The organism is Comamonas testosteroni (assembly GCF_014076415.1).
In the GTDB taxonomy this organism is placed as follows: domain Bacteria; phylum Pseudomonadota; class Gammaproteobacteria; order Burkholderiales; family Burkholderiaceae_C; genus Comamonas; species Comamonas testosteroni_F.
On the sequence record NZ_CP043568.1, the window covers coordinates 4,928,319 to 4,947,944 of the forward strand.

General features: G+C 54.8%; 12 protein-coding genes. 5 read left to right on the top strand and 7 right to left on the bottom strand.

Annotated elements, in window-relative coordinates:
• Nucleotides 1–21: 21 nt before the first annotated feature.
• Together F0P97_RS22755 and F0P97_RS22760 are read right to left on the bottom strand one after the other, a co-directional pair.
• The gene (locus F0P97_RS22755; RefSeq protein WP_182284421.1) at nt 22–927 is read right to left on the bottom strand and encodes a VOC family protein; all 906 of its coding nucleotides are present in this window, start codon (nt 925–927) and stop codon (nt 22–24) included.
• A 67-nt stretch (nt 928–994) separates the two neighbouring features.
• Nucleotides 995–1,825 (bottom strand): alpha/beta fold hydrolase, encoded by an 831-nt coding sequence (locus F0P97_RS22760; RefSeq protein ID WP_182284422.1) that lies wholly within the window; start codon nt 1,823–1,825, stop codon nt 995–997.
• 724 nt (nt 1,826–2,549) lie between these two features.
• Here F0P97_RS22760 and F0P97_RS22765 point away from each other — a divergent pair.
• Nucleotides 2,550–3,509: an acetaldehyde dehydrogenase (acetylating) gene (locus F0P97_RS22765; protein WP_182284423.1), complete on the top strand. Its 960-nt coding sequence runs from the start codon at nt 2,550–2,552 to the stop codon at nt 3,507–3,509.
• Nucleotides 3,510–3,523: 14 nt separating this feature from the next.
• Nucleotides 3,524–4,561, top strand: a complete 1,038-nt coding sequence (gene dmpG, locus F0P97_RS22770; protein ID WP_182284424.1) for a 4-hydroxy-2-oxovalerate aldolase — start codon at nt 3,524–3,526, stop codon at nt 4,559–4,561.
• Nucleotides 4,562–4,661: 100 nt separating this feature from the next.
• Here the strand turns inward: dmpG and F0P97_RS22775 are convergent, their stop codons facing one another.
• Genes F0P97_RS22775 through F0P97_RS22795 form a run of 5 tightly spaced genes read right to left on the bottom strand, consistent with a single transcriptional unit; the run spans nt 4,662 to nt 10,005 of the window.
• A complete protein-coding gene (locus F0P97_RS22775) occupies nt 4,662–5,489 on the bottom strand; it encodes a TniQ family protein (protein ID WP_182284425.1) in 828 nt (275 codons plus the stop codon).
• Nucleotides 5,486–6,460 carry a TniQ family protein gene (locus tag F0P97_RS28100; protein ID WP_182284426.1) on the bottom strand — a complete coding sequence of 325 codons (975 nt, stop codon included), beginning with the start codon at nt 6,458–6,460 and terminating at the stop codon, nt 5,486–5,488. Before F0P97_RS28100 ends, F0P97_RS22775 begins: the two co-directional genes overlap by 4 nt.
• A complete protein-coding gene (locus F0P97_RS22785) occupies nt 6,453–7,418 on the bottom strand; it encodes a TniB family NTP-binding protein (protein WP_182284427.1) in 966 nt (321 codons plus the stop codon). The genes F0P97_RS28100 and F0P97_RS22785 overlap by 8 nt, the downstream gene beginning before the upstream one ends.
• Before the next feature lie 3 nt (nt 7,419–7,421).
• Complete coding sequence (locus F0P97_RS22790; protein WP_182284428.1) at nt 7,422–9,374, bottom strand: integrase catalytic domain-containing protein; 1,953 nt, start codon at nt 9,372–9,374, stop codon at nt 7,422–7,424.
• Nucleotides 9,340–10,005 (bottom strand): TnsA endonuclease N-terminal domain-containing protein, encoded by a 666-nt coding sequence (locus F0P97_RS22795; protein ID WP_182284429.1) that lies wholly within the window; start codon nt 10,003–10,005, stop codon nt 9,340–9,342. Before F0P97_RS22795 ends, F0P97_RS22790 begins: the two co-directional genes overlap by 35 nt.
• Nucleotides 10,006–11,480: 1,475 nt before the next feature.
• Between F0P97_RS22795 and F0P97_RS22800 the strand changes: the two genes are divergently transcribed.
• From F0P97_RS22800 to F0P97_RS22810, 3 genes are all read left to right on the top strand, one after another.
• Nucleotides 11,481–12,185 (top strand): hypothetical protein, encoded by a 705-nt coding sequence (locus tag F0P97_RS22800; protein WP_182284430.1) that lies wholly within the window; start codon nt 11,481–11,483, stop codon nt 12,183–12,185.
• Nucleotides 12,186–13,955: 1,770 nt separating this feature from the next.
• A complete protein-coding gene (locus F0P97_RS22805) occupies nt 13,956–17,402 on the top strand; it encodes a DEAD/DEAH box helicase (RefSeq protein ID WP_182284431.1) in 3,447 nt (1,148 codons plus the stop codon).
• 340 nt (nt 17,403–17,742) lie between these two features.
• A complete protein-coding gene (locus F0P97_RS22810; RefSeq protein WP_182284432.1) occupies nt 17,743–19,626 on the top strand; it encodes an ATP-binding protein in 1,884 nt (627 codons plus the stop codon).

The window sequence follows — 19,626 nt, forward strand, 5'->3', positions numbered from 1 at the left end:
TCTGCACGTGTGCGTGCGGCCTCAACCGGCGGCTGCAGGCGCCTGGATCTCCAGGAACGGCGACAACTCTTTGTGCTGATGTTTGTGACCCCAGGTGCTGGTGCGGTCGTAGAAACGTGGCTCCCAGTGCGCGTCCACCTCGAGCCCACCCCATCCGTATTCGATGCGGAATCCGGCTGGCGATTGCAGGTAGAACGAGGTCATCTGGTCATTGGTGTGGCAGCCCAGCGTGCGGGTGACCGGCACCTTTCGGTCCTCGCACAGGTCCAGCGCGCGGCCCACGTCTTCCAGCGAGTTGACCTCCACCATCAGGTGCAGGAACGCTGCCCGGTCGTTCGGAGAGCGGGCGATGGCCAGCGAATGGTGACGGCCATTGACGTGATAGAAGTGCGCGAAGATCGGACCGTCCACCACTGTGTCCGACATCTGGAAGCCCAGCACATCACGGTAGAAACGGTCGCTCTTCGCGAGGTCTGGCACTGCCAGCACGACGTGGCCCAAGCCCTGATCGCCGGTGCGAAAGCCAGTCATCGCACGCCCTGGCCGAAACACATTGCGTGGACGCATCTGCCCCCATGCCAGTTCGTGGCGGAGGCCTGCCGGGTCGATGAACCACTGGTAGCCGATCACCTCGCGCGCGGCCGCCTCCTCAGGCGAAGCGCGGTGCGCGGTGATGCCATATTGCGTGATGCGATCGGCGATGACCTGCGCCGCCTCCTCTCCGGTCGTTGCCCAGCCGATGTAAGCCACCGCGTTTTTCTCGCCGGGGTGAATGGTCACCCGATGGGCCACCTCATCAAAACGCAGGCGCACCGCGCCATCGGGCCCCGGCTGTGCCAGTTCGCAGCCCAACACCTCGGTCCCGAACTGCTCCCAGTCCTTGAACGATGGAGATGTCGCACCGAAATATGCCAGCGACGTAATCATGCTGTATCCCTGTCTCCTGTTCCGGTCGGCACTTGCCGTCCGGAGGTTCATTTGTTATCGGATTCGCTCAGTGACCTTGGATGAACGACGCTACGGAACGGTTGAATTCGTCCGTATGCTCGAGTTGCACCCAGTGACCGCAACGAGTGACCAGCAGCAGTCGCGCATCGGGAATCTGGCGCACCAGATGCAGACCCGAAGTGAACGGCACCGTGCGGTCATCGCGACCATGGATCAACAACGCCGGTGCCTTGATCTCGGCCAATCGCGCCTGATCGATGCGCACCATGGGTTTGCCATGACCGCTGATCCAGCCTTCGATATGGTCTGGACGGGACAACAAAATGTCGACACGCTCTTGCACGAACGCGTCCGTCACATGGCGTGTGTCGAACGCCATCGTGGCGATGAACTTGCGCATCGACTCGGGACCCGGTTGAAAGTAGGCCGCCTCCAGCGCCTTTACGCCTTCACTCAGGCCGGTGGCGTCAAAGATGCTCGGCACGCCGGCCGATGAGCCCAGCGTGACCAGATGGCTCACCAGATCCGGGCGCTCGTAAGCCAGGCGAATACACGACGAACCGCCCATTGAGTTGCCCACGATCGCCACTTTGCCCAGGCCCAATGTCTCGATGAACTCGGCCAGTGCACCGCTGTTGTCACGCTGGTCGTACTTCACAGACTGAGATTTGCCCCAACCCGGCAGATCCAATGCGAATACGCGAAAGCGCTCGGACAAGTACGGCATGTTTGGATGGAAGTTGCTCCATCCCGAAGCACCTGGTCCACCTCCGTGAACCAATACCAGCGGCTGGCCACTGCCAGCTTCGTGATAGTGGATGTCCCAGTTTTTCGTCTTAACTCGTTTACTAGTGTTTTCTTCGGTCAGGGTTGTCATGTCTTGTCTCGGCTCGATATACGCCTTGCGCTCGGCAAAGCTCAGTTGTCAGGGGATCGTTACTGGACTGTCTTTCGGACATACAGCATGTGCGGTACTTAGCCTCCAGTAGATTTATATTACTAGAACTTGCATTCTAGAATTTATAATCGCTTACCCCACTGGTGAAAGTGCTGCAGTTCGTATAAAAGACAAGCCAATTTGTCTCGCGACTGATCGACGCGATGACGCTCTAGCGGAACGACGTGTGGTCGCTCATCCGGCGCTACTGCAATTGGAGGACTTGCAGACCTTGAGTGATACAGGCCCACTCGGCTATGCGCAGTGGCTCGCTGAGTACCGTGCACATAGCCTTCTTTAGGAAGTGGAGCTACACCACGGAACGGGACGCGACCAAGTACTGTGACCTCTAGTGGGAGTAGCCAAACACCGGGCCGCTTTTCCAAATGCTTGAGCTGACGCAACAGCTCAAGCTCTGCGTGCAAATTTCAAGAATCTCACAACATCGACTTATTCACGGCTCTGGACGAACTGGCCGCTAAGCATGGACGCCACAGGACGATGCAGTAATTAGAGACCTGTCATGTAGCTCGAAAAAGGCGATTTATAAATATATTTAACTTGTTAAATATATCGAAAATTGAATAACAGATTTACATGTCAATAAAACAGGGAATCTACCTAAACTACCCGCACGTTAGGCTGCATTTAAAGAAAGAGACACGTGTCAAACGCTCAACGAAAACTCAAGGCTGCCATCATCGGCAGCGGCAATATCGGCACGGATCTGATGATCAAGATCCTGCGCCATGGCAAAAACATCGAGATGGGCGCCATGGTCGGCATCGATCCCCACTCCGACGGTCTTGCCCGCGCCTCCCGCATGGGCGTGGCCACCACCCACGAAGGCGTGGAAGGCCTCACGCGCATGCCCGGGTTTGCAGAGATCGACTTTGTATTCGATGCCACCAGCGCCGGCGCACATGTGAAGAACGATGCCTTCTTGCGCAGCCTCAAGCCTGGCATCCGCATGATCGACCTGACGCCGGCGGCCATCGGCCCGTACTGCATTCCCGTGGTCAACGGCGACATGCATCTGGACGCGCCGAATGTGAACATGGTCACCTGCGGCGGCCAGGCCACCATCCCCATGGTGGCCGCAGTCTCTCGTGTGGCCAAGGTGCACTACGGCGAAATCATTGCCTCGATTGCCAGCAAGAGTGCCGGCCCCGGCACCCGTGCCAATATCGACGAGTTCACCGAGACCACCTCCAAGGCGATCGAGGTCGTGGGCGGCGCCACCAAGGGCAAGGCCATCATCATCATGAACCCGGCCGAGCCGCCCCTGATCATGCGCGACACGGTCTACACCCTGAGCGCGCTGGCCGACGAGGCCGCCATTGCCGCATCGGTAGAGCAGATGGCCGCTGCCGTGCAGTCCTATGTGCCGGGCTACCGCCTGAAGCAGAAGGTGCAGTTCGACCGCATCGATGCACCGATCCGCATCCCCGGCGTGGGCAATGCCCTCACGGGCCTGAAAACCTCGATCTTTCTAGAGGTTGAGGGGGCGGCCCACTATCTGCCCGCCTATGCAGGCAACCTGGACATCATGACCAGCGCCGGTCTGCGTACTGCGGAACACATGGCCGAGCGCATGCTGGCGACGCTCGCCGTGGCCGCCTGAGGAGACGACACACCATGACGCAAACCAAGAAAATCTACATCTCCGACGTGACCCTGCGCGACGGCAGCCACGCCATTCGTCACCAGTACAGTGTGGAACAGGCCAGACAGATCGCCCAGGCCCTGGATGAGGCCCGGGTCGACTCGATCGAGGTCGCCCACGGCGACGGCCTGCAAGGCTCCAGCTTCAACTATGGCTTTGGTGCCCATACCGACCTGGAGTGGATAGAGGCCGTGGCCAGCGTGGTCAAGCACGCCAAGATCACCACCTTGCTGCTGCCGGGCATTGGCACCGTCCACGACCTCAAGGCCGCCTACGACGCCGGTGTGCGCGTGGTGCGGGTGGCGACCCACTGCACCGAGGCCGACGTGTCCCGCCAGCATATCGAATACGCGCGTCATCTGGGCATGGAAGCCGTGGGCTTCTTGATGATGAGCCATATGCAGACCCCTCAAGGTTTGGCTCAACAGGCCAAGCTGATGGAGAGCTACGGCGCTACCTGCTGCTATGTCGTGGACTCCGGCGGCGCTCTGGGCATGAACGATGTGCGCGATCGCTTCAAGGCATTCAAGGACATCCTCAAGCCGGAAACCCAGACCGGCATGCATGCCCACCACAACCTGAGCCTGGGCGTGGCCAACTCCATCGTGGCGGTGGAAGAAGGCTGCGACCGCGTGGATGCCAGCCTGGCCGGCATGGGCGCGGGCGCCGGCAATGCTCCGCTGGAGGTGTTCATCGCAGCCGCGGAACGCCTTGGCTGGAACCACGGCACGGATCTCTACAAGCTCATGGATGCGGCCGACGACATCGTGCGCCCGCTGCAAGACCGTCCGGTGCGCGTGGACCGCGAGACGCTGGCACTGGGCTATGCCGGGGTCTACAGCTCGTTCCTGCGTCACTCCGAAGCGGCGGCGGCCAAATACGGACTCAAGGCCGTGGATATCTTGGTGGAGCTGGGCAAGCGCCGCATGGTCGGAGGTCAGGAAGACATGATTGTCGACGTCGCCCTGGACCTGCTGAGGCAACACGACGCAACAACCATAAAAACCTAGCTTGACGGTGACACTGGCATCGGCGGCATATCTCCGCCAATGCCAGTAGTAATTAGATGAATTACACAGTCAGATTCTCTTGAACGCGAGAGCCAATTTCTCATGACCTCTCGCGTGCACTTCTCCCTTCATAGAAGCCAGGGTGATTCCGCGAGGTCGCTTTACGCTGGTTTCGCCTGACCTGGAGAGACTGGTTGGAAAGCAAAAGAAGGTCATGCGGTAGAACACCCATCTTCTTGAAGCGCGTCAGGCTATCGAGAGAGTGTCTTTTGGCATTACCTGTGATGAAAAAGTGTCGATGGAAGATGGCCGCCAGCAAAGCCCTTCCATTTTCAAGAACAGCTTTTTCCCATCCTGCCACGAGTCCCTCTTTTAGAGGATGTGGCGTACTATCCCAACCAGTGTCCAAGCGCTCTGCACACTGTAGGCAATGGCCCAGATGGGCGACCCCCTCTCGCTTCAATCCCGCATTGAGCATGTCTCCAGGCAACTGCAAATCACACCTGCAATGAGGACAACTCTCGCCTAGCAAGCAATCGTGAATAGGGCACCAACGCCAAGCTTTAAATCGCCAGTGCAGAGGAAAATGCTTGCATCCAGGTTCATGCAAGCACGACGAGCAATACCTGTATCGAGGCATTCCATTCTTTGTCCAGAGCAAAAAATCTTCACCCGTAGGATCGATGCTGCGAACGCCGGAGAACATATGTTCCGCGAAGCCAAAGGATGAGACAGCTTGTCCGGTTAAGTTCGCCACATTCCAAAGAGCATTTCCCGCCAGCGTCAGGTCCGGATCACGCTTTACCGGCAGCCCCACATACGTCATCAACTCCTTCACTTCCACACCTTGGCTCAATGCTGCCCGGGTGAGCCAAGAGGCAGGACTTTCATAGCCATGAATAGGAGGAATGCCAACCAAACGTCTCATGTGGCAGCCCCTTCAAACAGATCCAACTGTCCTAGCTCCGGGTATCCGCGAACCACTAGATCCATTTCCTTTTGGCCAAAGATCCACTGAAACAGTTGGCGACCAATGGCTTCATCCTGGTAGCCTGTCGGACAAGTCATCAAGCTCACTAGTGGTGCGCGCGCAACCAAAGAGGCCCATGCACCGTCATCCTCGGCCCTGGCAGCAAAGGCTTGAAGGCGCCCAAGCGCTCGTCTCACGACTTCTTGAGCGTCAGCGGGAGCCAGACAACGAGAAAGCTCCCTCGGACATAGCGGTGACCATGAGCTTGGCAACAAGCCAAACGCATAGAACACTTGCATCCAACCATCAAGCGATAGACCTGTGAGCCACCTCGGGACGCCGGTGTCCTCTACCAGACCAGAACACGGCTCCGATCGAAGCGAAGCCTGCAAAATGCGCTGTGCATACAGAAGCTCAGGCGTTGCCAGGACTGCATTGTCTGTGCAGCCCAAGTGATGTCGACATCCACCCCACTGCACTCCCTTACGATCCCATTTGATCACTGCCTGGCATTGAGGACATATTCCTGTCAGGCACAGGCCGTGCTCCAGGCAGCATGTCGAAAGTGTCAAATCCCATACATCGAGCAAGTATCCCTTCTCAAAAACGCATTGCGGACATACCTGAGGCTGGTTCGTCCGCAACACTCCCGGCTGACGAAAAAGGTGTCCATAGCATGCCCGTCGTGCCCCCATAGACCGCGGCAAAGTTGCAGGCAAACGATGGGCAAGCCTCGCTTTGTCGACGCCGAACCATTGCGCAAGTCGTGGGGCATGTACAGACTTGAGTCGTTCCGAAGCTCCTATACCAAGTAGCCGATGCAGGGCTGACAGCCTCCCTCCATTCATGGCCACAGAGCGTAGACAGAAGCCAAGACCTGATTCGTCGTCGCGCAACTCACTGGAGATTGGAAATGGGCTTTCAGACAAAGGGATTACTCCTCAAAGTTGCCTGTCCACAGACTTGTTTGAAGGCGCTGCAGAAAGCCTCCTTGTCCACCGCAGAGTGACCACGGTCAAACGCGATAAGGATGGCTTCCGTCATCAGTCTTTTGAAAGCACGCAGATTTCCATCGGTGGCCAAATGCAAGAGCATCGCCACTTCCGGAGCATGAATGTACCCAAGATCAAACGACTGACATTGCTTTGCAAAGGCACGAACAAAGCCAACCCAGTTTCCGTCCGAGGTAAAGTTCTTCATCTCCTCTCGGATAGGGACTCGCGAAGCAAGATGAGACGCGGCATCAGGCAAGGTATCTAGCTCAGAGGTTCCAGCAAGAACCAAACTAATGTTGCATTCGTCCATAAGTTCTCTGAGGAATTCCGTCGCCTCGTTTTCCAAATCGCTGGAGGCAGAGACACGCCGCGGATAGAGCAAGTGATGTGCCTCATCGATCCAGATGAGACGTGTTTTGCAATTTTTCAGGGCGTCAAACACCAGAAAGCGTCGCATATACAACTGCTTGCCAGAACCACCAGCAAACGGATACTTGAGAGCCTTCAAAATGCCCTGTACCAGATGCCCAGTCTTCGGCCTGCTTTGCACCCGCACACCAATCGCAGCAAAGTCTTGCGAGAAAAGTGCGGACTGCGGCAATGACGCCCGGAAGTACTTGAATGAATCAGTTTTGCCAACCCCACTGGGGCCGATCAGGCACATTCCTTGAGGCATGCTGAACTCCGTTCCCAGCTGGAATAGCCTATCTAGTGCCTTGAGAGCACGAACCGCATCCGGAAACAGTACAAACGCTCGATCAGCTTCTGTTGCCACGCGCAAAGCACCCACGCTATACGTAGACAAGCGACGAGCATCCAATGCCAGTTGCTCCGGATCGGGGGCATCAAGCTGCATGGATTGGTCGAATATCTTTTTTTGGTCGTTTCGCATGATTTAAAACGCAAGAGATTCGAACTCTGGAATTTCTTTCTCAGAGATTCGGTATTCACTAGGAACAATGAGTTGTTTCGATTCAGAGAGCGGCAGTTGGGGCGACGAATCCGAGCTCGATAGGACCTTGTGGGATGTCATGTCTGCATAGCGCCCGGCGCGCAGTGCATCTGCCCGCCCTCGATGATTTGTCGCCTCCATCCAATGCTCATGCAGCCGTTGACGAGAAGCCAGCAACGACTCATACCTCTCTGGAGAGCTCAAATCCGCCTTTGCGAACTTCCTGATCAGTTGGTGCTGATTGAAGCTCAAACCCCTGGCATAGGCCGGCCACCGGCATACAGCGTCATGCCATGACAGCCCGTCGGGATCCAGCACCTTCATGATGGAGATGTCATCAGGATCGAACTTGCACAATAGTCTTTGCTTCGGCCCATACTTCTTGACAATGTCTTTGAAGGCATAGCTGCCATAGGGCAACCCGTGGAAGCCGATTCCTCCCTGATGCAGAGTCAACTGCTTTGACATTCCTGAAGCCCACGTCAATTGCTCCAAGCTGCCAGGAAAAGTAGCTGGTGGGCAACGCTGTATTCCTTCAGCAAACAACTCATAAGGCATTGCCATCTTTCTCCAGTTCGGTTGATGTGGGTACACATCCACCACAAACATGAGCAAGCCACGAACCAAGTCGCTGAAAGTGATCGAGGCATCCTTGTAAGGGTCGATCCTTGCGACGTTGGCCACGGATGGGCGAATACGCCCCTTCATCAATGTCAAGGTGTTCAACGTGGAAAAGAAGCGCTCAACGTGCGGTTTGAGCCATGGTGTCCTGACACGGCAGTACATCAAGTCAACGCCCAGTGCCATCGCCATGGTCTTGAACCCGAATGAGTGGAATTCGAGCCCGTTGTCGATCACCCACTCATCGCCAAGCCCCATGGATAGCCAATCACTTTGGAGATCGAGCCCATGCAAAAGCGGGGCCTTGGGCAAAAGCGCATTACGAACCACTCCGCATACAGAAGTCAGCCCGGGGCCATAAAAGGAGATATAGAAACCAAGGATGTAGCCCGAGTACGCATCAATCATCACCGTCAAAACAGGCCTCCCCAAAGGTAGCCCTGTACGGTCACAAATCACGACCCAGTTCAACGGGGTATGGTCAATTTCAACTCGCTGGTACGGATACGCAGCTACTCCCTCCGGGAAAGCCGTTCTGCAAACTATCCGAGCTCTCGCCACACCTTCACGAGCAGCAACTCGCGTATACAGATCAATGTCCTGAACTCTGCGTGCCAAAGTTGGAAAGCTCACCTGAGCCGTGTCTTGCTCCAACTGACCGCTCTTCACCAAGCGCTTGAGCTCGCTCTCAAGCTGGTCGTAGGTAAACCTCAAAGAGTTCCTATGTGGAGTTAGGTAGTGCTGCTTCAGCATCCTCCAGATAACGTCTTCCACAGAGTCGATCAAGCGCCGTGCTCTCTTTCGCATGCGGTGCTTGTTAACTAAAGCAAGTGCGTTATTTCCCGAGATTTCATAGTTGCGCATCCAGAGCATCACAGTGGTTGCCGATGGAACCGCCTCGCCTCTAGAGTTGGCCAACTTGGCGATGGCTTCTTCGATCTTCTTGCGTTGCCCTTTTGTAATGCCCTGTCGTCGCAGGCGACTGACGTAATCAAGTCGGCGCTCCAATTCGGATCTCTCGTGCTCCTTCAAGGCACTTAAGTCCAGCACGGAAACCACTGTTCTATTAGCAAACCGACCTTCGGGTGCACCTCCCAGCACCACTTGGTATTCCTTGCTATAGATTCGATGGATCAGCTCCGCAACGCCCAAAATCAGAGCCCGACGGGTAATCACGTCCTCAAATTGGTACTCTTGATCAGGTAATTCCCTGGTGAGTTCCAGGGTCCGTTGGCCCGCTCTAAGCGTCAAGCCAGTTTGCAAAGCGAATTGCATGGTTCTCCCCCGAAACAGATTGCTTAAACAACCGCACCTTCGCATTGCCTTCGTAGTGCAGGTCTGCACTGAGCAACACTTGACGACGCGTCACCATGTAAAGCATGGTTGCTTGGCTGATTCCAGCCTCAGTGAGCTCTTTCACTGGAAGCCCATGGTCCCCCACTTGCTCCAGTAGCGCCTTGCATTTGTGCATCGCCTCGGCGTCGCAAGCTCCTTTGGCATACCGGCGGATGTAAAGCGCGCGCTCCGCTAGCCCCTCGCGACGCAGCACGTTGTCTAAGGCCAGAAGAAAGGGGATACCAGATGTACTCAGCTTCAGACGAACTTGTTCAAAGTGCGCCTGGAAAGAGGCCACAAACTTCTCTGGCTTGACTTCAACTACCGCCCGTGACCCATCTTGGAACGTCACCAGATAGTCAGGTGTGTACTTTTTTCCCGAGGGTAGAGTGAGTTTGAAAGGCTGAGATTTGATTGATGTGACATTGGGAAAGAGCGCGGCGCAATGCACGAAGTCGCGCTCAACCGAGGAGTCGGCTTCGATTGCCTCGGGCTGAAGGTGTGGGAGGTGCAGCAACCGCACGGTATGGGCAGGCGAACGCTGAACCACTTTTCTCGTCGAGGGTTCCATGGTTCTCTCCTAGCTGCGGCAAGTTGGGCAAAGGAAGGGGAGTCCGGCACCCCGGTGTTTGCGATGCTTTCCATGTCTTGAGGAGACCAGGCGCAATCGATCATCGCCCCCTATTGCCATTGAGCTGGTTGCTCTCTCATGAACCCACGCATTTGCCACATCCAAGTCTTGCTCGACCTCCTTCATAAAGTCCCAGGTTTCATTCCTTAAGTCACTTCTGGTGAGATCAACAAGCAAACAAGGGCTGACAAAAGCCTGCGCCTGCAACTTCCTGAAAGAAGAGATAAGAGCCGCTGTTCTTGTCTCAAGGGCCGACGCTGAACCTGAGCACTCAGAGCTACTACGACGAAGCGGGATCTCGAGCTGGGTATGTTTCCAGCAGCATGAAGCTGCAACCATCGGCCATGGATGGAGCCCACTTCTTGATGAGTTGGGGGAAGGTGGTGCCTTATGAGTCATGAAAACTCCTGTCTGCGAGGATGAGTTGATCCAGCCCGCAGCAAAAATGCTGCAGGCATGGCTTGACGTTGCCAGCAGCACAGGAGTAAATTCCGACCTAGGGCTTCCAATCCTAGGTGGTCTCTTATCCTGAGCTACCGAGCAGCGCCAGTCTTCTGAAAAGGGGATTGGCGTTTGTTTTTCTGGTGGTGAATTTCTCCTTGTGTCTCGAGGTTAGGAACATCAGTTTTCTGGTGCTCGATAACGATCGCTAGCTATCTAGCAGTCCTTCATGTGCTCTGCATCACAGGTCTCGCCGCTACAAGCGGCGGAGGGCTCGGTTGCACCAAGCCTGCACTTCCATATCCACGTAGCGACCTCATGAGTCAGCGCGAACCGACCGCGCCTCTTCGGCATACCAAACACAGCTACAGGTAAATTTCCTCGTGATGCCGCCTGCCGAAAGGCTGCTGGGCTGGGGTAACCGAGTGCCTGCTGAAGATCTCGCCCCCCCATCACCAGACCGTGCCTAGCCGTCAGTTCCTCTAGCACTTCACGCTTGATTGGGTGGTCACCGCTGTCTCGCATAGCGCCTGTCTCACTTAGTTTCGCTCTGTCACCATCCTAAAGATGCTTTGCGGCATAGTCGAGGGGGCATATAGGGTCCAAATTTACCCGCTTTCATCTCAGAAAAAGCTATGCAAGCCGTTGAAAACAAAGACATATCGTTGCCTTTACCCGTCACTCCCACCCCTGACTTGGGACAAGATCCAGGAACGAAAAAGGCGCGACGATGTGATGTCGATGTCTTATCTACCGTGGCTTGGGTCCGATACCTCCAACACCTAAGCAAGAGCAAAAGCGCCTATGCACTGGGGCGCCTAATCGAGAGTGATGCTTACTGGAGAACTGAGGAAGGGATCGGCCATCACCGAAACAAGTGGTCCAAATATCAAAAAGGCCAACATCGGCCTCGATCCACACTTGTCAACACCGCCGATCGCCTATTTCCTGGAAGCGCACAGGTGATTAATTCTATGTTTTGGGTAATTCTAAAAAATACTTCAATAAATCAAAATCAAATATCTAAAATAGAATCAAAATTAAGTGCAGAGGTTAAGCTAGTAGTCGAAAAATGGAGAAATAATTTCCGCAATGGAAGAAACCCTGGAATTCGAAGATTAGCCCACAAACTTGAAATAATACATAACTTAGACGCCCTTGCAGCTATGATGCTAATGTGCCAGAACTGCTATATATCTAATAATGAAAAAGATGCACATGAGTGGAGCAGATATATTTATCGATATCTGGCAATTAATTCTGAATTCTTTCACATCAGTGGAGTAAAAGAAGAAATTTTTGAGAAAATCAAAGAAGTTTTTCTCCAGAAAATAAAATACAAAAACTTGAGATATACATACCCACTCTCAATGTATTCAACATTGCATCATTACCTTATGGTTGGATTAAGCGATGTAGGTAATTTAGACCATGCTAATATAAAAACAATAGAAATAATTTTTCATGCAAGAAAATCACTTAATGGAAATTATGGATGGGATTTACAAGCAGCTTTCAATCCTATTCTAGAAATAATCGACAACTCATCTATTGATCAGGAATTAATTGAAGACCAGATTAGAATAAAGTATGAGTTTGATTACGCATGGGAAGTACTAAAGCAAGGAAAAATAAAGAGATATCCACCAGAATATCATCTTCCATTGAAAATACCGTAATTAATATTACTTCACGGCTAAGCAATAAATGCTTTTATTGAGGCAGTCCAACACGAATTCATAGCAACAGCATGCTGATCAGCCGCGACCGGCACAGTCGGTCAATTTAGCTCATTTCTTCTTGTGAGCAGCACAGTCTGAATCGACTCGAGTTTTAAAATCCTCATGGATCCATTCCAAGAAAGTCTCAACAAAAAGTCAAGGCTATTCACGGTTTCAGCCGTAAGTGGCGCCCGACGCTTATAGATCCACCTCAGAGCCTCATTGATCGGCCTAATGACGCTAGCGTCATGCAGGAACTTTCTGCATAGCATCAATGTTGGAAAGGGAAGTCAGAACCATGTCCGAAACCTAGCACACAATCACTCGCAATTTGAGCTAGCACTCCATAATCCCTCCACGCGCATGGCACGGGTTTGACAAGCGTGAATTGTCTGTCTGACCTCGATCAACGCAGCCAAACTTATTGCATCGCAGGAATTAAGCTCTCCCCTTCGCTTAGCCACGCACCAGCTTCCACCGCACTCCATACAACCTCACTCACATCGTGCGTGATCGCACTGGGCCCACGTGCAACATTGGCAATCATCAACATAGTCAAGCATGGATCCTCCTCTGGAGGTGCACACAAGCGATATCTTCGACCGGATTCGGTTCTGACAATCCTCCGAGGAAGATCGATAGCACTAAGTGAGGTTGTCACTCGAAATGACCCTGAGTCCAATTGTGCAGCAATGCGCAGTAATCCAGAGCCTAGTTGCAGGATGCGCCAGTGGTACAGGTCAACTTCGGCCTGCGACTCAACGCTTGGTGCTTGACGGCAGTTGCTAACGTAAATCAGCATGATGGCCTCCATGGTGCAGCAGAAATTCCCCCCCAAATAGCCTAAAGCATGCCGACCACTTTTGCTGCATCTTTTGCCAATGATGACGTAGCCTGGAAGTTACGCTGTCGCCAGGAATTACCATGTGTATGCCAATGCCAACCGACTGTTCTCTCTAATGGAATTCTTGCCCACTGCTTAGTACCGGGCACCTTTATGTACCAGCAGGCAAAAATCATAAGAAAAGGTCGGTTACGTGTACCGAGAGCTTGGGCCAGAAGAACAATGGCGCAAGTTAAGGTCGCACTCGTAGTGATTGGTCAATGTTGGCCTTTGCAAGAAGCCTCGATGCTCCTTCTAGCATTCCCGGCTGGCAAGTTTTCTTAGCTGGCAGCTTCAGGCTGTGAGCGGCCTGTCACCGAATGGCAGACTTGATGGGGCAGCGCCACAAACCTGAGATACCCGTGAGCGGTCGTTCGCGTCGGCCAGCAATCGACCCACTCCTGCCGTTCGAGCCTCTTGGGTCTATGTCGGCGATGCAGCGGCTGCTGTCATTCGGCCATAGCTGAGGAATTCACGCTGGAGGCCGAATACCGGACATTGACGTGCTCGGCGTCGGTCCGTCGAAGCGCCGAGCGGAGGAGCGCTGCTGCGGTGGGCGGATTTGCGCAATGGCCCCATGTGAGAAACTCGTGCCCCGCCATGGCACGCCGGATAACGGGCATTCGCGAAAGCCGGTACGGCTCATCAACAAAATCCTCGGGTCGCCATACCAGCTATGGGTTTCATCAAACGGCTGTCAGATGGGGGCGTTATTAACACTTTGGATGGCCGCGGCGCAGACGAGGGTACGGCTGCGTCGCACTGCCTGATGCCGCTGGTGACACGGGAGTTATAAAAGAATGAAACGATCTGATCTAGACATCGCTGACCCTTCGAGCAGTGACATGTCCCGCCTCGGTGGTACCTGCTGTTTACCTGCCATTAAGGGTGCGGTCGAAGAGCAGTACTTCGAGCAAGCCATGACGGCTTTGATGAGCCAAAAGTTTTGGACAGCAGCTACCGATTCAACCTCATATCGGCCGACGAATGGCCTCTGGGCGCCCCAGCGTCGTGCTGTGGGAACGGCAGTCGCCTATCTTGGCGCTGTCGAGGGGACGACACCCACGGAGTCTGCGCTCATCAAGATGCCCACAGGAACGGGAAAGTCCGGCGTGATCGCCACCTTGGCGTGCGCGCTTCCAAAGGTCCGCAGGACGTTGATCATCACGCCACGGAGAGCGCTGGTTGACCAGATGCTTAAGGACGTTCATTGGAGGTTCTGGAAGCATTTTGGCCTCATGTACCGGAAGTCGGGGCTGAGCAAGATCAACCCTGGTGATGCAGAGCCCAAGGACACGCAGATGGCAGCCGATGGCGTAATGAGGCTGCTGCCATCGATGACATCGGCCTTGTGCGCCTATCCCCAGGGTCAGCGGCTGATCGTGGTGGGCACGTTCAGTGCACTGGCTCAGATCCTCAGGCCTCCACGCCCAGCACATCGGTTGACTGGCGCCTACCCAAACGAGCGCGAGGAAAGTCCGGCTGACGCACCTAGATCGGCTGAATGGAAACAACCCGATGCTGACATGGTCCGGGCTGTGCTGGCCGACTTCGACCTTGTCATCGTTGATGAGGGGCACTACGAGCCAGCGTTCGTCTGGTCACAGTGCATTCGTGCTCTGGCGCGCCCCACGGTACTGTTCAGCGCGACGCCGTACCGCAATGACTTCAAATACTTTCAGGTGCGTGGCAACTACGCGTTCAACCTTGGTTACGAAGAGGCGACGAGCCATCACCTGATCCGCCGCGTCGCATTCGCCGATGCCAAGCATCTTCCCAAAGCCAGTTGCAGTCCCCTCGACTTTGCCGCTGCCCTTATTGCATTCAAGACCAACGTCCTCGACAAGCAGCACTGGCCTACCAGGCTCGGCATCAGGCGCGTGATCGTCCGCTGCGCCAACTATGAGTCGCTGCAACGCATGCGCGACGCGCTTAGCACATTAGGTCGCAAGGCGGTGCTGATCCATGACAACGTGTTGCGCGACGATGTGAACAAGCTGGAGTTCCAAACGGTGAAGCCGGCATTGGACGCGGCCGAGGCCGCGCCCGTCGAATACTGGCTCCATCAATGGAAACTCCTGGAGGGTGTGGACAACAGCACCTTCGCCACCGTCGCGATCTATGAGGCATTCACCGCTTCACGGGCGACCATCCAGCAATTCGGCCGCGTCATCCGAGTGCTTGACCGCGACGCACCTAGCAAGGAAATCGCAACGGTCTTCGCCTGCGCGGACATCCAAGCCGACGCTCAGGCCCGTTTTGATCGATACACCCGCTATGAAAGGCATTTCGCCAACGATCCAAAACGGGCTCTCGAGCAAGAGTCGAACCTACCCTCGCTTCTTTTGGAGAGCGTGGCGCCCTATCAGTACCTGGCGGGCGACTTCCGAGAGCGCGTCCCGCTGAACGACCCCTACGAAGTTCCGAAATTCGCTGACTTCGCGGTCCCGCTGAGAACGTCGATCTATCGGTACTCCGGCCACGCCACGCTCGACGAATTGGCGAAGTCCTGTGCCGACGCCATGCAGCTCGAGGACCGGTATCACGTGACGATCCTCAAGCCCGGCGCTGCAGAGACTAATTCAGTCCGGTTGATTCACTACCTAACTTGCAAGAACTCGGAGCTCCTGGTCAGACACTCGCTGCCCATCTGGGGCCTGGGCGTGATGGTCATCGCCCAGATCGGCCAACGTGTATTCTTCCTGGATACCGAGGGGATCGTGATCGAGCTGGATGCTCTCGGGCTTGAGCCAGAGTCGGCGGAGCACCTGCAGCGCCTGATCCCGGCGGACCAGACCGGCGTCGCGTCCAGGGTGTCACAAGCGTCCGCCATTGGCTTGGACCTCTCGAAGACCGCGGTCCGTTCCATCACAGCCCGGATGCACGATTTCGCCAGCGACTTCTTCGACCTCTCACAGAACAGCCAGGCGCTGCATTCAGTGCGAGCATCCATGCGGCTGCAAAACACGCCTGTGACCCGTTACCTATCAATCGACCGAGCCAGTGTTTCCGACTACAGCGCCCGCACGCAGCGGCGCTCGGTGAACGAGTACTTCTCGTGGCTCCAGTTCTTGGCCGCGATCCTTGACTCGAACGCTCCCGTGAGTGGCGTGTTTGACCGATTCGCTCGTTCAGTGGCTGCACCGGCCGTCCAGGACGCAGAGCCGATGAACGTCCTTTTCGACTTCTACGATCTGCTGGACAACGCCGTCGACACGGCAGGCTGGCATGCCGCGAGATGCGAGTCGCTTCGACAAGCGGAAACCTGCGTTGACGTTGACAGCTCAGGAAAGTTCACGTTGGACGTCGCCGGTAAGAACTTGAGTGGGAAGATCACGTACACGGTCACCGGCAATGTCCGGCCCAAAGGGAGGTACGACATTGAATCGCCTGAACTCGACGCGTTCGTCAGAGATCCGAGCGCACCGTCGACAGAACCCGCGTCACTGGTCCGCGCTCTTAACAGGGAGCAGGCATTTCGGGTCATACCGAGCGGATCGGACCTCACGTATGCCAAACGGTTGTTCTATCGTACGGGACTGGACATCGTCGCCATTGCCCAAGGCCGTGAGGAAGGGTCACCTCTGGAGATGCTGACGCCTTCACCATGGCTTGAGCGGGTCACATCTGAGAAGGGGGGCGGAACGGCGGCGCAATGGGTGGCGCACTCGGTATTCGGCGGCATGTTCGCGGAGTTCGGTCTCTCAAAACATGGCGCGCCTTCGACGGCCAAAAAGCGGCCGCTGCGTACCTTGGATCCGACGCTCTCTCAGGAAATCGATACGTTTGATACGCTGGTGTGTGACGACGGCGGCCAGGAGCAGGCAGATTTCATGTGCATGGGTGAATCGCCAAGGCGCGTGGTGTTCATTCACGCAAAGGTCAACAACAGCCAGATGAGCGTCAGCGCCATGCAGATCGTTGGCCGGCAAGCCATGGCATCCCTCGCATTTATGGCACGAGGCGCACGACTTATGGACCGAACCGCCTGGTGGCAATCGCCATGGTCCACAGATGATCACCAGCAAGTTCCTCATCGCCTACTGAGAGCTGCGACCCCTGACCTCGCGACCACATGGAACGAGATCAAGCGCGGAATCCAATCTGCTCAATACGCCAAGGAAATCTGGATCTTCGCGGGCCGCACCCTTAGCAAAGCAGAGCTCATAAGGCAGCTCACTCGCCCAAGCGGCCCAACACCCCTATCTCTGCAGATGGTGTACTTCCTGGGAGCGCTTCAGACGTCGGCAGCGAGAGCGAACGTTGCCATGCGGATCTTCTGCTCCAACTAATGGCTGGCAGCCAGCAGGTCGAGGGGGCCAAGGGCGACGACCGCAAATGATCGAAGCAACCGTTCCTTTAGTGAGCGAAGACAGGCGCCTCCCACCCTGGGGCGGTCTTCTGCGAAGCCGGCTTTACATGCGTTCCGGCCCCTTGCAGCCAAGCTAGTCTTTGCACGATACACTCGGTAGAGTGCGCAAGCTGCGCAATACCTTTATGCATGCTACGGAATGCGGCGAAGACGTTGATTCGGTAGCGCTTACCTCGACTCTGTTTAGCCACCGTAGCAAAGGCAATGATGTCACCATGCGGAGCTTTGTGATCGAGTGACGGACCCAACGGAGGAAAGCATTGGATATTGAAACCGCTGGGGCCATCAGGCTTTTTTTCCCCAACCCATCGTTGACCTTGGTTTATTTCGAGGCGCTAGCCAATGCGCTTGATGCGGGTGCGACCGAAGTGTCCATCGATATTGATGTACAGGCGTTCGATAAGCCGAACACGCTAAAAATCGCGGTTTCAGACAATGGCGATGGGTTCACAGACGAAAATTTCGAACGTTTCAGGAAGCTATTGAGACCCAGGGACAAGTTCCACAAAGGCATTGGGCGCCTGGTATTCCTCAACTACTTCAGTCGGGTAGAGGTCACCAGCACCCGCGACAAATGGCGCAGGAGCTTTATCTTTAAAGATGGTTTCGATGGCAATGCACCACTCGAAAATTTGCAAGATGAGCAGCCAGCCAAAACAACGCTGGCATTCAATGGTTTTGCAAAAGATCGCATCAAATCCTATGACGATTTGAAGCCCGACGCACTCAAACCACTCTTGATTGAGCAATTCCTGCCGACACTGGATGCGCGCAAGCGTGATGGCACAGTATTCAACATTTCGATCAAGCTGAAGACCATAGAAAGCAACGCACAAAAGGAGTTTTTTCCACACGAAACGCTCATTACAGCCGATGACTTGCCTTCAATGACCAAGATCACCATCCAGGATGATTCTCTGGATGCGTTTTCGACCATTGACATGTACTACCACGTCGAACCGGTGTCGGGAAAAGGAAGCCTACTTGTTGCCTTCAGTATTGATGGTCGGACGATTCCAGTTAACTTGATACCGACATCGTCTTTCCCGCCTGGGCACATGGGTGTGTTCCTGTTTGAGTCGGAGATGTTTCACTCCAATGCTGACAGTTCGCGTCAAAAGCTAATACTGCCGGAAGGCCTTCAAGAGGCGAGTCTTTATCGCGTCTTGCGCCGGGAAGTTGGCAAGGTGTTGGCAGAAAAAATTCCGAAGATCACGGAGAAGAATGAAGAGGTAAAGGGAAAATTTGAAGAGCAATTCCCACATCTTCTTGGCTACTTCGAAAACGATACCGTTGGCTTGATTGATCGTGATGATGCTCTGGATATAGCGCAGCAGAAATTCTTCCGCGCTCAGAAGCAGGTGCTGCAATGCGAGACACTGACCGAAGCAGCATATGAGAAATCTCTGGAGTTGTCATCGCGCACGTTGACCGAATACATCTTGTACCGCGACAAGATCATCGGCCGTATGAAGGAAATGACGGCCGACAATGCCGAATCCGAAATACACAATCTCATCGTCCCGAGATTCAAGGAATTCTCGAAAGAAGCCATGCCTTCGGAGGTTTACCAGAACAACGCCTGGTTGCTGGATGACAAGTTCATGGTGTTTCGTACCATTTTGAGCGAGCAGCGGATGGATACCGTCGTCAATGCCATACGGCTCGACGAAGAATGCGAGAAAGATGCGGGCAGGCCGGACATTGCCATGATCTTCTCCGCCGATCCAAAAGATACCAGCGCAGTGGACGTGGTCGTCATCGAAATCAAGAAGAAAACGGACGATGAAAAAGAAAATCAGTATGCCATCAATCAACTGCTTGATCGTGCGGTGAAACTGGCGTCGCATTGCCCTAATATCCAGAGGATCTGGTACTACGCCGTCATCCAGATCAGCGACACGATGGGAACTCGGCTGCGTCAGCAAAACTGGGCACCACTGTTCTCCATGGGGAAACTTTACTACCAGGAATTTCGAACCGAACGACCGGATGGAACGGTGGTCCCGACTCCGACTTTCGTCGTGTCATTTGATGCCATCGTGGCAGATGCCGAAAGCAGAAACCACACATTCCTCGAAATCTTGCGCAACGGCATGAGGGAATACGCCGCACAACAGGCCACCGGCCAGGCAGGCAGCTAG